General features: G+C 59.7%; 14 protein-coding genes and 2 pseudogenes. 7 read left to right on the forward strand and 9 right to left on the reverse strand.

The genetic code is table 11. The annotated features are described in order from the left end of the window. Window positions 1-145: 145 nt before the first annotated feature. A complete protein-coding gene (locus CV102_RS20730; protein WP_148859932.1) occupies window positions 146-574 on the forward strand; it encodes a TRAM domain-containing protein in 429 nt (142 codons plus the stop codon). A gap of 331 nt (window positions 575-905) precedes the next feature. Then, a complete protein-coding gene (locus tag CV102_RS20735; RefSeq protein WP_148859933.1) occupies window positions 906-1,397 on the forward strand; it encodes a cupin domain-containing protein in 492 nt (163 codons plus the stop codon). A 174-nt stretch (window positions 1,398-1,571) separates the two neighbouring features. Here the strand turns inward: CV102_RS20735 and CV102_RS27280 are convergent, their stop codons facing one another. The 3 genes from CV102_RS27280 to CV102_RS20745 form a co-directional block, all read right to left on the reverse strand. After that, a complete protein-coding gene (locus CV102_RS27280) occupies window positions 1,572-2,060 on the reverse strand; it encodes a DUF6653 family protein (RefSeq protein WP_394349511.1) in 489 nt (162 codons plus the stop codon). Window positions 2,061-2,350: 290 nt separating this feature from the next. Beyond that, window positions 2,351-2,626 carry a DUF7513 family protein gene (locus CV102_RS20740; protein WP_148859934.1) on the reverse strand — a complete coding sequence of 92 codons (276 nt, stop codon included), beginning with the start codon at window positions 2,624-2,626 and terminating at the stop codon, window positions 2,351-2,353. After that, window positions 2,623-4,176 carry a Na+/H+ antiporter NhaC family protein gene (locus CV102_RS20745; protein ID WP_233710763.1) on the reverse strand — a complete coding sequence of 518 codons (1,554 nt, stop codon included), beginning with the start codon at window positions 4,174-4,176 and terminating at the stop codon, window positions 2,623-2,625. The genes CV102_RS20740 and CV102_RS20745 overlap by 4 nt, the downstream gene beginning before the upstream one ends. A gap of 112 nt (window positions 4,177-4,288) precedes the next feature. Here CV102_RS20745 and CV102_RS20750 point away from each other — a divergent pair. Continuing rightward, a pseudogene (locus CV102_RS20750) lies at window positions 4,289-4,985 on the forward strand (IS5 family transposase); the annotation flags it as partial. Between the two features lie 245 nt (window positions 4,986-5,230). On the opposite strand, the gene CV102_RS20755 reads toward CV102_RS20750, so the two are convergent. The 4 genes from CV102_RS20755 to CV102_RS20765 form a co-directional block, all read right to left on the reverse strand. Beyond that, on the reverse strand, window positions 5,231-6,556 hold the full coding sequence (locus tag CV102_RS20755; protein ID WP_148859936.1) for an MFS transporter: 1,326 nt from the start codon (window positions 6,554-6,556) through the stop codon (window positions 5,231-5,233). Window positions 6,557-7,386: 830 nt separating this feature from the next. After that, entirely contained in the window at window positions 7,387-8,682 is a 1,296-nt protein-coding gene (locus CV102_RS20760; protein ID WP_148859937.1) for an MFS transporter, read from the reverse strand. A 177-nt stretch (window positions 8,683-8,859) separates the two neighbouring features. After that, window positions 8,860-9,012 carry a DUF7563 family protein gene (locus tag CV102_RS26185; protein ID WP_187433059.1) on the reverse strand — a complete coding sequence of 51 codons (153 nt, stop codon included), beginning with the start codon at window positions 9,010-9,012 and terminating at the stop codon, window positions 8,860-8,862. 62 nt (window positions 9,013-9,074) lie between these two features. Further along, window positions 9,075-9,278, reverse strand: coding sequence for a hypothetical protein (locus CV102_RS20765; protein ID WP_148859938.1), 204 nt, complete (start codon window positions 9,276-9,278; stop codon window positions 9,075-9,077). 369 nt (window positions 9,279-9,647) lie between these two features. On the opposite strand from CV102_RS20765, the gene CV102_RS20770 reads away from it, so the two are divergent. The 3 genes and pseudogenes from CV102_RS20770 to CV102_RS20775 all read left to right on the forward strand — a co-directional run. Further along, window positions 9,648-9,959: an MTH1187 family thiamine-binding protein gene (locus tag CV102_RS20770; protein WP_148859939.1), complete on the forward strand. Its 312-nt coding sequence runs from the start codon at window positions 9,648-9,650 to the stop codon at window positions 9,957-9,959. Window positions 9,960-10,404: 445 nt separating this feature from the next. Continuing rightward, a complete protein-coding gene (locus CV102_RS26190) occupies window positions 10,405-10,560 on the forward strand; it encodes a hypothetical protein (protein WP_187433060.1) in 156 nt (51 codons plus the stop codon). A 229-nt stretch (window positions 10,561-10,789) separates the two neighbouring features. Further along, window positions 10,790-11,068 (forward strand): annotated as a pseudogene (locus CV102_RS20775) (WbqC family protein); the annotation flags it as partial. Window positions 11,069-11,404: 336 nt separating this feature from the next. Here the strand turns inward: CV102_RS20775 and CV102_RS20780 are convergent. Together CV102_RS20780 and CV102_RS20785 are read right to left on the reverse strand one after the other, a co-directional pair. After that, the gene (locus CV102_RS20780) at window positions 11,405-12,028 is read right to left on the reverse strand and encodes a class I SAM-dependent methyltransferase (RefSeq protein WP_148859940.1); all 624 of its coding nucleotides are present in this window, start codon (window positions 12,026-12,028) and stop codon (window positions 11,405-11,407) included. 508 nt (window positions 12,029-12,536) lie between these two features. Beyond that, the gene (locus CV102_RS20785) at window positions 12,537-12,740 is read right to left on the reverse strand and encodes a hypothetical protein (RefSeq protein ID WP_148859941.1); all 204 of its coding nucleotides are present in this window, start codon (window positions 12,738-12,740) and stop codon (window positions 12,537-12,539) included. A gap of 499 nt (window positions 12,741-13,239) precedes the next feature. Between CV102_RS20785 and CV102_RS20790 the strand changes: the two genes are divergently transcribed. Further along, a complete protein-coding gene (locus tag CV102_RS20790; RefSeq protein WP_148859942.1) occupies window positions 13,240-13,554 on the forward strand; it encodes a hypothetical protein in 315 nt (104 codons plus the stop codon). Window positions 13,555-14,287 lie beyond the last annotated feature (733 nt).

Raw genomic sequence — 14,287 nt, forward strand, 5'->3', positions numbered from 1 at the left:
AGACGGTTCTAACCTCTTGCAGTCAGACGTGGATGCAGCGAGAACGCGCCGGCGTCGACGGCGGTAGACGAGACTGAACGCTGCGGCCGGCTATCCAACAGACTCAAGGAGACGTGACCTGATTCTGCGAGATAAGGCATATTCAATGAAGATTTCTGAACGACTCCTCTGCATGTTCTCCGGACGGGTCGAGGAGCGAGACGGGTCGTACGTCGTCGAGGTTCCCGAACAAGAACTCAGGATTGGCGATGTAGACGAAGGGAGTCCGTACCGGGTCGCGGTGTTGTCCACCCCCACAGAACCAACGGAGGAGACAGAACGAGAATCAACACGAGAGCACGAACCAGCCCAAGAGCACGGCTCTCTGGAGCCTCCCGTGGACGAAGGTGAAACGCGCGTGGTGGAAATCGAGGACGTCGGGGATCAGGGGGATGGGATCACGCGTGTCGAGCGCGGATACGTCGTCATCGTACCGGATGCAGAAAAAAGAGAACGAGTGCGGATAGAAATCACCCAGGTACAGGACAACGTCGCGTTCGCTGACGTGGTCGAACGGCTGGATTACTACGAGTAGCGTTCGAAAGGGCGTCGAAGGATTCGCCCGGGATCGTTCCAGACAGCGGTAGACAAACAGTCGATAGTAGCGCGATTTCTTTATCAAGCCTGAAACTGAATTGGTCGATTCGTTACCTACAGATGCTTATTGATCAGCGAGCGTTCTATCAGGCTCGAGTGACGTTCGTAGCGTCGTGCTGAATACAGGGCACAAATCGGTCAATGACGGGTCTGGAGGAGGGGTTACGCGCGGTGGGTGATGTACCGGTTACACACTGGCCGAATTCGACGACTGTCTGGTTTACTACGAATATTGCTTTATGCCTTCATAAGTCCAGTTATAATTCGTGATGAGTTCACAGGTTACGTCCTCAGAGAAGTATGACGTTACACTTGGAAAGCTCGGTGCGCGACTCGACATCTCTCGGACGGAGAACGAGGCGAACGTAGCCATCGTCGAGCACACGCTCCCGCCGCACACGCTGGCAGCACCGCTCCACCGCCACAGCCGTGAGGACGAGGTCTCCTACGTGCTGGAGGGCGAGATGACCGTACTGGCCGACGATGAACTGACAACCGTTCCAGCCGAAGAGTCGGTCGTGAAAGGCCGGGGGATCTGGCACACGTTCTGGAACGCGGGCGACGAACCGCTTCGCTTCCTCGAGATTATCGCACCGGGCGAGTTCTCGGAGTTCTTTGACGAGATCTCACGTATCTACCCACTCGACCCCGCGGACGAGGAGGCACTCGCCCGCTTCGCGGAAATCTGCGAGCGATATGCCTTCGAGGCCGATCTCGAAAGCATTCCCAAGCTCTGCGAGAAACATGGCCTCCAGATATAGGGTGCAAGACTGGCCGACTCCCACGGTTTCCCGTATTGTATTTATCCACTGTATTCAACACGCCGTTCTTGATAGCAATTAGGGAGTACAGTTAGAGTCTGCTGAATAGAGAGCGCGAATGTTACACGAAATCTGACTCGATGTTGACTAATGAAGGTCTGCGTACCTCTGTAGTCAGTTCGTAGTTGCAGAATTTTGGTGATTAGTTTCTTTCTCGTACAGGCTAACCATTCGACTGAAAAAGAGAAACATGAGGACCATTGAGACAACAGTCCCAACTACCGTTCTTACGGGGTCGCGTTCGATAGCCGCTCGAATCGTATACAAGTAAATCGGTGCACAGACAGCGGTAAACAGTGTCTCCTTTGAGGACAAGATACCCTGTTCAAGCCATACTTGTTCGCCCAACACGACGCGTGTTGCCCACGCGTCGTCATTTTCTGGTGGCGGAGCTACGAGAGGATTTATCCCGACAAATAAGAGTATCCCGGCCAAGAGCGGTCGATTCTGCCGATAAATCGCCAAGATGAGTGTCGGATACGCGACTACGTACGTCCAGACGCTCGTAGGGTTAGCATGCCCCGACCAAAAAAACCGGTCTACGAGACTATCTATTGAGATACTCTTACCAATCACAACACCTTGAATATCGTTGTTCACCATGATAAATCACACTTCAACGCTGACTGATACAGTCTAACGGTCAATCGTGCATAAGTACACAGAAGTTCGGGATATGTTGATGATCAGTCTGAAGTTCTACTGATCGACTGGTTCAGCACGACATTGGTTTGTTGCAGCTATCCTCTAGTCTTGCACGTCGATTTCAACATGTCCGTGATCTGCCACGCTGGAACGTATGAAAATCTACGCTAATCCCTATCACTGCCGCCTTCGGTGCTCAATGCAACGCTCTACCCTTGACACCCTCGGATGGATTGCAGCGGGAAGCCTTAGGCCGTATAGGAGCTATCTCCGACGACTTCCCGGAACGTCCCTCTCCCAACCGACTTTTCTTTGTCGAACTCCGTCACCTCGACGTTGACCCGTTTTTCGACATGCTCAGGTCCGACACCTTCGATATACAGCCGAGTATCACCCACATTGGCGATCCCGGTATTGTTTCCGTTATACTCGTTGACAAAGATGTTTATTTCGTTGCCTGGTTCCAGCGACGGGTTCGTTGTCCGAAACTTCCATCCCTTGAAATAACTGTCTAACATGCTCATATTCGAGCCACCTCTTCTGATTCACGATCGATAAGGTATTCTCGGCCGAACCCAGTGTACGCCGCGACGACGAACACAGCAACGAGCAACCATCCATGGAAGACGTAGGGGAACACTTCGACTGGGTTGACAAGCATTCCAGCTTCGATGAACTCGTATTCGGCCGGAAGCCCTTGCATAGCTTCGAATCCGACTAGCACGCCACCTGACCACGGGAAAATGTAACCTAGGGCCGCCGTGTTGGCGTCGAGAATGTTTGCCCGGCGATAGCCGTTGAGGTTGAACCGCTCGCCGACCTTCGAGATGTACGGTCCGATGGCGATCTCGGCTGCAGTGTTGATCGTGATAGCCGCGTTGATCAGCGCCGAGGAGCCGACCATCGTCAGCTCTGCTCTACGGACGTTCGTCGCCAATCGGTCGAAGGAGAACTCGAGAATGGCCTCGAACGCTCCGCCACGGATCATGATCTGTGCAGCGGCGATAATGAACAAGATCAGGATAGCCAGCTCAAAGAAGCCGGCAATCCCCTCTAAGAGGCTGCCGCCGACGCCGACGGCGTCGGGTTCGACGACTTCTAAGATGGGAAGGAATGCCAGCGGTTCGACGAGCGGACCGTCGGCCGGTGCTTGGAACACGAGCATATCGCTGACGGCTGCGAGACCAAACACGAGGTTCGCGACGATTGCCGTGACGATTCCCCAGGTGATTGCCTCTACGATGTGACGCCCCCTCACGGCTGCACCGATAACGACGGCCATCGAGATGAGATGGACGAGGCCAGCCGGTTCAGCTGCTTCGAGAAAAATCTCGCGGGCGTCGCCCTCGATCCCGAGTCCCGGCATCATGCTACTTGCGAGTATGTACGCGGGAAACGCAAGGATGGCAGCGATGATCGCGTACTTGAACCGAGAGGCGACGACACCGCCGATGTCCGAGTCCTGCGTGACCGCGCTGACGATCGTCGTGTCACTGACCGGCGCGAGGTTATCTCCGAAGATTGCGCCCGAGAGGATCGCCCCAAACATGAGTACGGGGTTCGCTCCGAGCAGAATACCGGCTGGGAAGAACAGAACGACGAACGCGATCGTCGTCCCGTATCCGGTCCCGATCCCCGTGGCGAGCAGGGCAGCCAGGATGAACGTGATCGCCGGAAACAGGATTCCCCCGACGCCCGTGATGTCAGCGGCCCAGACGAGCCCTTCGACGAAGCCACCGGCCTGTAGTGTCTCCGCGAACATCCCTGCCCACAACCAGGCGACGACCGCCGTCACCGCGACGGGTTGGGTCATCCCCTCGAAGATCGTGTTCGCGTATCCTGTCCACGACCCCTTCACGAAGAACATCCCGGTCATCAATCCGATCAAGATCCCGATCGTGAGTCCGGTCGTATCGGCGACCCGCCACAAGGCGGTCTGGACGATCGCCCAGACGATGAAAAACGCGATCGGAAACGCGCTCATTCCTCGCCCACCGTAGAACTGAAGCTCCGACTCCTCCTCCCCTGTATCGACGTCGAACTCGTCTGTCGGACCAGTGCCGTTTGACGCCACTTTAGCACGGACATCAGGAAACACCATAAAATTTTTTCAAGATGATAGGGAAAATCTCGGATAATGTGCTGAAATTTATAGACGGAACGCGATCAATAGCAGCACAACGCGTCTCCGAGAGTACCTGAACCAGCCCTACCGCCGGTTGCTCGACGTGCTGTACGAGATGCCCAGAATCGTCGCTCAACTCGGCCTTGCGGTGGATCAGCTACCGGATTTCACCACCGTCTGTACGCGGAAACAAGATCTCAAAATGCGGGTCTGGCGGGTGTTGCTTCAATTACCTGTCTCGCTGCATGAGCTCGGCGACGTTCAAGCGATCGACGCAACCGGCTTCAAACGCCATCAAGCCAGCCGCCACTACGTTCTTCATGTCGGCTACAACTTTGACGACATCAAGACAACGGCGCTCGTCGATTGCAAGACCAGTGCCATTCTCGATATCCATTGCTCGATGAAACAGCCGCACGATACACAAGTTGGGCGACAGGGACTCACGAGAAATCTCACCCAGCTGACCACGATCACCGCCGACAAAAGCTACGACTGGGATGTGCTCCGGTACGAACTCAGAGACGCTGGCATCCGCCCGGTAATCAAACACCGTGAGTTCTATGGACTTGACACAGCGCACAACGCTCGCCACGACGAGAACGTCTATCACCGACGCTCGATCGTCGAAGCGATCTTTTTTCCCACTGAAACATCGGTTCAACGAGACCTTGCGGGCGAGAACGTGGTTTGGACAGTTCAGAGAGCTCGTTCTAAAGGCCGCCGTCAGAAACATCGAGCAAGCTGTGAGACTCTAACACCACTGATCCCACGCGTCTAAACAAGCCCCAAAGCGCAAATGTGGTAAAGACTGAGACGGGATCTGTGAGGGTTAGCAATCGGTCAGTACAGATGATCTACTCACTGTGAAACCACCCGTCGAGATCCGCCCCGTCCTGAGGACCGGGCTTTCTCCTCGACTCTCCGTACCCGTCTCGAGAGAACGGTATCGGGATGGTCGTCATCTCGTCGCACGTCCGGTGGTGAAGACCGACGAAAGGGGTCAGTCGTCGGCCGCGACGGCCGGGGCGTCCCCACCAGTCGCGGGTTCGTCGACGATCCAGCCGGCGGTGGTCGCCTGCTCGGCGACGTGGGGCTGGAAGACCCACGCGCTCAGCACCAGGATCGGGACCATCGTCAGCGCGACGAGCGCGTACCCGACGTGGAGGTTCGGGAGAAACGGCGCGGCGAAGACGAGCGGATAGACGGTGCCGCCGACCGTGCCGATCCCGCCGACGATGCCGGCGACGGTCCCCGAATTGTTCGGGAACATCGCGGGCACCTGCGCGAAGATCGCGCCCTCGGAGAACGCACAGGCGACGCCGACGACGAAGCCGGCGGCGACGGCGAGATAGATGTTGCCGGTCAGTCCGGCAGCGGTCATCCCGACCAGCGCGGTGACGACGAACGCGAGCGTCGCGAACGTCCACTGCTCGCGGTAGCGGCCGTCGAACCAGGGCAGGATCTCGAGTTCTCTGCGCGCGACGACGTCACTGATGTAGCCGCCCAGAGGTCGCAGGAGTCCGGCGGCGATCGAGAACGTCGCTGCGAACGTCGCCGCGATCACGAGGTCGCCCTGACCGAAGCCTTCGCGGTAGTAGGTTCCCAGCCAGCCGTTCAGCGCGACCTCGAGGCCGAAGGTCATGACGTAGGCCGCCGAGAGGACGACCGCCCCGTGGCGAGTGGCAATGTAGAACCACTGCTGGGCGCTGATGCCCTGTTTGGCCGCCTTCCGTCGCTGCTCGGTCTTAGCGGCGTCGCCGAACACGAAGTAGACGATGCCGAGGACCACGGCCAGCAGACCCGTATAGAAGAACGCAGCCCGCCAGTTGGAGGTGAACAGCGGGTCGGCGTACCCTTCCCCGAACAGCCGCGGGAGCGTAAAGTACGCCCCGAGCCCCGCACCGGCGTTACCGACGCCGGCGAAGACTCCCTCCGCTAGTCCGAGGTTCTCCTCTTCGAACCACTGGGCGACGTGCTGGATACCGATGACGAAGGTGATCCCAGCCAGCGAGGCGACGATGCGCGAGGCGGTGAAGACCTCGTAGCTCTGGGCGAACGCACTGACGATCGAAAAGATCCCGACGATCACCAGCGTCAGCCCGGCCATCACCGGCGCACCGTATCGATCGGTGAGCGGACCGACGAGGATGCGACCCAGCGGGACAGCGATGACGGCAGCGCTCGAGACGAACCCTAGCTGGGCGATCGAGAGCCCGAACTCGTCGGCGATCTCGCCGGTGAACGGCGCGAAGGAGAACCAGATCACGAACCCGAGGTTGAACATCGCCGTCGCGAGCAGAAGGTTTCGCCACTTGCCGTGAATCATGCGGACTCACCGTCCAGCGAGTCGCCTGAAACCCGGTGAATCCCGCCCCAGAACGCCGTCACCTTCCGAACCCTTCCCAGAGGAGTACATTTGTCTTCGTTTTCGTCCCACCCTTCCATGTTCGGACACATATTTCGATCTATTGTGGCAGCTCAAGAACTAATAAGCGTGGCTATTAGCAGATTCACACAGTTACAGTACTCCAAGTGCGTATTACGAGATATTAGGTTCGTCGATGTGGTCGGTTCGTTCGGTATTCGGCCGATCGATCCCCCAGTTACGACGGTTCGGTACCGGTTCTTCCAGTTTGGTACGATTGGCGATACGCGCCGTCGATTGCCGCCATCGTGACGGTGGATTCGCGTTCGACTCGCAGTGTTCGAGTCTCGGGGCGCGTTCCCTCGGTGAGTGTGTGCGGCTGAACTCGCGAGCGGTGGACTATCCGGCACCCAGTCGACTCTCGCCCGGCAGTGCCCGTCGGCGCTCAGACGCCGTGGCGCTGCCGGCACTCGTCGCAGATCAGCGCGCAAAACCACTTTTGCTCCCCGCAGCCGTGGCAGAGTCTGTGCCACTCGAATTCGAAGTCGACGCGTCGATCGAGCGACACGTTTCCCCCGTCCACTGGGGGCATGTCGTCCGGATCGACCCACCTGACCAACTGCCTCGGCAGTCACACTCTCCTGGTCCCCCCGCCCCGTGGCCATCGTGATAGTCATATGAACTGTCTGCCCAGATACCTGTTTGTCGAACCAGGGGACCCCGAGGCGCTGTTCGTCTGGCCAGCGAAGTGCGACGCGGGACGCCCCCCGCATCTCGCGCCAGTGCCGGGTCTACCGCCCTCGGTGAGCGATGTCACCGTCGTAGTGTCGGTGGATCCAGAGCGCACAGCCGACGGTGACGAGTCCGGCGGCGGCGGCGATGGCGAACGCGATCCGATAGCCGGTTACCGTGTATACTCGAGTGCCACCCATGAGGTCGCCAGTCCAGTACGCGTCGAGAACCCACCCCATTATCGTCGGGAAGGCGGCCGCGCCGAAGAACGACATGCCGTTGATCGTCCCCAGCGCGATGCCGCTCGCCCGACTCGGATTCCGCTCTTTGATTATCGGATACGTGAGGACGAACGCACCCAGCAGGGCACCGGTCAAGAAAAACGCCATCCCGACGACGACGAGCGGCGGATCGCCGACGGCAGCGATCAGTCCGAGCGCGCCCGTATAGACGAGGCCGCCACCGACGATGAACTCCGTCCGTCGCGCCGTGCGATCCGACAGCCAGCCGATCGCTGGCGGGCCGATAACGGTCCCGGCACCGCCGAGCAACGTAAAGAGCGAGGCGACGGTCACCGAGGTGTCGTACACCTGGACGACGTAGGGAATCCCCCAGAGACCGAACAGGGTGAGGTTTACTCCGCCCGTACAGAACAGCAACAGCCCGACGATCCACGTCCACCTGTCACGCAGGACGACCGCGCTGTGTCTCCGGACTTCTCCCAGCGTGAGCCGCGACTGTTCGGGGACGCCCTCGATCGGTGACAGTCCAGCCCGGTCGGGCGAGTCGCGGACGACGAGACCCGTCACGACGGCGACGACCAACCCGCCGGTCGCGAGCGCCAGCAGCGACGTCCGCCAGCCGGTCGCACCAACCAGCAGGGCGAACGGCGTCGTCGCGAGGATCCCGCCGACGCCGCCGACGGCGAAGCTCAACCCGTTCATCGTTCCGAACTCGTCGACGCGATACCAGTTGGCACAGAACCGCAGCATCGAGACGAAGATGACGCTGCCGCCGAGCCCGATCAGCAGACGCGCTCCGAGCGCCGATCCGTAGCCGTTCGCGAGCGCGAACCAGATCGCACCGCCGTTCATCGTCGCCGCCCCGACTGCCGCCGTCCGTCGCGGGCCGATACGATCGACGAGGATACCAGTCGGGAGTTGCATCACGGCGTACACGAAGAAGAAACTCGCGTGCAGCGTGCCGAGCTGGCCGCCCGTCGTCTGGAACGCCGACATGAGATCGTCGGCGATAACTGCCGTCGACAGCCGATAGACGTTGACCAGCAGGAAGGTGACCGCCAGCACCCCCCACATCAGCCAGCGACGATGCAAGGGCGACGACCACTGGATCATACGTCTGCTTCCCAGAGCCGCGTGAAAGCGTTTGATATCGTGACCGACGAGCCCAACCCAGTGCCGGCCTTCCGCGCGAGGAATCGGTTCTGCGTGGCCGTAGGCGCGGAGGTGGCTTGCGCGAGAGCTGCGGGTCAGCACTGCAGCCCCGGTTCGTGAAACACCGACGCCGGGGGGTTAACGCCCCTCGTTCGTGGAAACGACGGCCTCGGCGTCGTACAGCTCACGGTACGTCGTACAATTCGGACAGCCCTGGATCACACCGTCGGCGCCGAACACCCGGACGAAGTTGTGCGTGACGTACTCGCCACAGTTGCCACAGGTTGGCACGCGTAGAACTCTCACAGCGGTCCAATAGTCGTGCTGGTCGATGCGATATTTGTCTCGCTCTCTCACCGTTCGCGCCCCGACCGACGAGTCGAATCGGAGTCGTTCGATTCTGCCTCACGCCATCGCCGCAACAGGCGATAGACCGGCAGGTAGACGAACGCGATCACGATCATCAGCGCCAGCAGCGGCCGTTCCGGGAGAAACACGACCACGAACGCGAGTACCGCGAGCGCGCCGAGTGCGCGCCCGACGCCGAGTTCGAGCATCGCTCGTTACCCCCACCAGCGTCGTTGCCCTCGCCCCGCCGCCGCTTCGCGCCGACTCGAGCGAGTGAGCGGCGTCGGTCGAGGAATCCGCGAAGCGGACGAGCGAGCGCAGTCGTGGTCGTCAGCCGGGTTTCGGTTGCGGGTGTCGGTCACGGTGGTCCCTCCTATCGAACGGACGGTCGGCACGCCGAAAGAGCCACCTGCCATTCCCGTCGTCCCGTGGGACTGAGCTGGACCCCGTGATAGCGTCGGGTGTTCGGAGCCACGAATGCTCCACCCCGAATTCTATGTTGAGTGGTAACGTAAGCCAGTACTGCCAGCGGGCGACCACACCACCCGTCACGGCACGGTGAGCGCGAGGAACGTATCATGACAGTCATCGCCAGATTCGAGGTCATTCCCGTTCGCGACGGGAGCCTCTCAGACGACATCGCACAGGCCATCGAGGCGCTCGACGAGTTCGACGTCTCGTACGAACTGACCGCGACGGACACAGTCATCGAAGCCGACGACGTCGACGAGGTGTTCGACGCCGTCCAGGCGGCACACAGCACGGTCGAGAGTGACCGCATCGTTACCTCACTCGAGATCGACGACTACCAGAGCCGCGAACAGGGGGCCGACGATCGCGTCGAGTCAGTCGCCAGCGTGCTCGGTCGCGAGCCGAAACGCGACCGGTGAGCGGCGACGGTCGGTATGGACCGGACACCGTCAGCCGGTCCCGTGTCCGGGATGGTCTCCGTCGCAACGCCGTCCACGGATGGTCGTAGCCGTCGGACACCACCCTGTGAGCGGTGCCCACGAGTGCGACTTCGCTGGGGTACTCGGCAGGATCTGGGGGCCATCCGCCGTCGGCCGTGCCGATCCACGAATTACTGGAAACGGACAGAAGACGTGTCTGATCCCCAGGTCAGCGAGCGACCGCTCCACCCGATTCCGTTCGCTGCGTCTTTCTCGACGGAGCGAGATTCGTTCTCGAGGTACCGTTTCGAGACAGAAAATTCAGTCCCCGACGAGATAAATAACAAACAATAGGTTAGTAATCCTCTAGTTCACAGGTGAGAGCAGTGGGGCGAACGGGTCGAGAGTGGGCGAACCAGCGAGACCGATCCATGCAGGTACCAGAATGTGCGCACTCGAGATTTCCGTTACCGGACCCGACAACGACGAACTGACCGCTGTCGAACGAGAACTCCTCGCGAGAGTCGTTCACGATTCGCTGGCCAGCCACTTCGACGTGTATCCCGACTCGGTCGTCGTCCAGACGATGGCGGATCACTGACTCGAGACGCCTCCGAACGGACCGTTGGCGGTGGAGAACGATCTCGGCAGGGCGTCTCGAACAACCATTCAGCGGAGTGAATCAGCCGGTCGCTGAGGTAAATCAGTTCGAAGGTGAGTGGGACGGCGGTGTTCGATAGCGTAGCAACAATTGAAACTCAGTGGCAACGATAGTTCTCGACCCGGCGAGCGGCGTCGATCGCCACCTCGAGTGACCGTTCGTTCGCGCGTCGACGCTCGAGGTCGACGCCACGAACAGCGAGCGAATCGTCCGACGCTGCGAGGAACTGGGTGCCGACCGATACCTCTCCGGAGACGGAGCACGGTCCTACAACGACCGTTCCCAGTTCGAGGCAGCCGGCGTCAGCCTCGAGTACCAGTCGTTCGACCACCCTCGGTACGAACAGCGCTTCGACGGCTTCGTTCCGAACCTCTCCGTCGTCGACGCCCTGATGAACGTCGGTCCGGATGGGACGTTCGACCTGTTGCGGTCAGCACCCGACGAATAAGTCACATCGACCGAAGGAGACGAGCGCGCGGCGTTCGTTCGTCACGACGTCTGTCCCGGTCAGTACGACACTGATCACACCCCCCGATTGATTGTTCCTGGTGTGGTATCTAGTACCAAGGCAGGAGTGATCAGCATGACGCCATTCGAGTACGTGCTGCTGGGTGTCGCGATCGCGATCCTCGTCGGCTACCTGGGGGCGATCGTGGCCACCCGACTCGAGCGACTGCGCGCGCCCTGAGAGTGCCCGGACGCGGATAACAGTACCACGCTGAACAGGGACGGTGAGCAACGAGCCTCGAGGACATCCACTGTCCCTGACCGTCCGGGAGGACCGTCACTCCGGGTCGTGGCTGGCGGGTCGCGCCTGGATCATGGTGATGATACCGAGCAGTCGGCTGGACGTGCGGTGTGTCGACAGGCCGGCCTCCGCGACGAGTGCCGTCGGTTCCTGGTTCAGACGACAGCCCATCTTCTCGTAGTGGGACTCGGCGCGCCAGTCCTGCAAGCGGGCGATCGGTTCGACGTCGCTCCGGCCGTGTTCGAGGAGGAGAATCTGGCCGTCGGGACGACACACCCTGCTCATCTCCTCGAGCGCCTCGATGGGGTCTGGAAACGTGCAGGTCGACAGCGACGAAACCACCGTCTCGAAGCTGTCGTCGGGAAACTCGAGCGCCTGGGCGTCCATCTCGGACAGGGTGCCGTCCAGGTCGAGTCCCTCGAGTCGCTGGCGTGCCTTCGCCAGCATCTCGGGGCTGATGTCGACTCCGGTGAGATCGACCGTCTCCGGGAGATATCGAAAGTTCGGTCCCGTCCCGCAGGCGACGTCGAGGACCCGGCCGTTCGCCGCTGCGAACAGTTGACGGCGATACCGACCCGTGAATCGGTGATCGAACCAGTCCATGCGGTGGATCCAGTCGGCTTTCTCCGCGTACACCGATCGGATCTCGTCTGTGGACATGTGGCGATGCTCGGACGATGGGTGAGCGGCGTCGGTCGAAGTCATGCGTAAGTTCCGGTGTTGGCGGTCCTCGAGCGCCGGACGCTGCGAGCGCTTCTCTGGGTGGAGAGAGTACGATCCCCTGGAACAAGATACCACCCGCATAAACGCATAGGGTCAGACGATGCCGTCGTTACGTCCGGGTGCGGATCCGACTGCCGGATCGGTTACCCACCATCCGGCGAATAACTGAAATACGGACGCCGAAGCCGTTCCGAATTTGATCGAGGAAGCACTCGAGGTTGCCGATAGATACGGCCTCGATTCGACGAACACGGTGCTGACGATCGCCTGTGATAGCGGCAGTCAGTACTTCGATACCATCACCGTGTGACCAGCGGTTTCAGGGAGCGGTTCGGTCGGCAGGGTGTATCGAGAACGCGTTCTCCCAGAGTGTCCCTCGAGAGCACGGTTTCGGCCAGTCGATCCGGTATCATGGCCCCGTGCCAAACTGTGAGCCGCAGCGAATTTACTGCTCCTCCCACGCGCTGGGTGCAACGTCGAGCAGGTGGACGGCGGGCCGGTAGAGAAAGACGACGACGAAAATGATCACGAGTTCGACCCAGAATCCCAGGTCACCGACGAGTGCCCGCACGACGGCGAGAACGAGGAAGACCAGAAGCAGCATCGCGACGTAGTGCGGTGCCACCTCGACGAGACGGTCGGTATCCATACGCTTCCTTCGACGATGACCATTAAAAATCGTTGTGTAGGCTCTCAATCCTCGTCACTCGCACAGAAGCGGTCACGGAGACCGTGATCGACTGCCGTTAGAGCGGCGGCGTATCAATGTGGGCACTCGAGAACTGACGGACGTTCGCTGGCGAGGGCTCCATCCGAGATGCCGATTCCAGGGCAGACGACGTCCCGATTCGAACCGGAAATCCAGTCGTTCTCCGGGAGACGCTGCGACGCGGTCTCCTCGACTGTCGGTCGCGTGTCGAGTAAGTATCTGTTACCTGCGCCGTTCCGACGCTGGTCGATAGTCTTCGATCCGGCTCGAGGGCTGGTAAAACAATATTTTCCGTACGTTACGTTTCGAGAGACCGTCTTATTTATTTAAACCCATTCCCGAAAATACTCTTCGTTCGTTCACGTTCTAATGTAATTACGCACAATATTCCTTTAATTCGACGGCAAGACTTAAGTTTCGATAGTTGGCTCTCAGAGATATGGCACGTGATGATGCGAAACTGGATGCGAACGCGACGAACAGCAAAAGCGAACTCCCGAACCAGGTAACGGTCGTCGGACACGGCACGCCCGCGAGCTTCGAGCTCACCGTCGACGGAGAGATCGAATCAGCGGAAACCCAACAGATGGCGCTCGTCTCGAATCACGCCGTCGAAGGGGCGATCGAAACCGGCGTCACCCGGTTTCGGTTCTCTGGTGAGATGGCCAACGTTCACATCGGCGACCTGAACGGGTTCGAACGAGACGACTCGCCGTCTTCACCGACGATTCACGTCGAGTACGCGAAACAGTAGTTCACGGATTGCGCGATACAGAACGTTCACGGAACCGTCGAATCCGCCATCGGTGAGCGGATGTGAACCCGGAGTACGGGAGCCGATCGGTCTCTGCAGAACGCGGTGTAAAACGTACTCGATCGCTACTCGTTGCGCGCGGGTCTCGAACCGTCCTCGAGAGGATAAAGTACGACAAGCGCCCCAAAAATACTGCTTGCCTTTCGAGTAGGAGTGAGATGTGAGTCACCACTCGCGGGCAGCGCCGCCCACGTCGAGCACCGCTGGCCGGTGCCGTGACTTCGCTGATAGCCCGCTGCCGATATCGATCGGGCGCAAACTCCACCGGAGTTCTGTAACGGGTCTGAAACGCGAACCGAGAGCAACCGCGATCCGGCGACGGTCGGTACGATACCACGATCGAGCGCTGTGTTCGTTCGGTAGTACAGTGCGGAGATACTCGGTATTCCTCAACAATAGCTAGATGCACAGTTACCGATAGATATCAAATACCGCCCGGTCGAGTAGCGTTTCGAACTCCGAACGGCCAATCTACGTGGTATACGGTAATACGGGCTTCTATCGTCCATAAACGTTGATAAGATCCTGAGAGACTGCCTTCGAAATGTCGTTAGTCCAGGGACCAGAAATCTGTCCCGAAAGACCTCAGAACCGTATATCATAAGAATTACTCCCATCTCCTGACGGACTTCGAGGTAGTATGCGAGAACGGCGCGGATATCTATTCGGTATC

The sequence above is a fragment of the Natronococcus pandeyae genome, from assembly GCF_008122205.1.
Lineage (GTDB): Archaea > Halobacteriota > Halobacteria > Halobacteriales > Natrialbaceae > Natronococcus > Natronococcus pandeyae.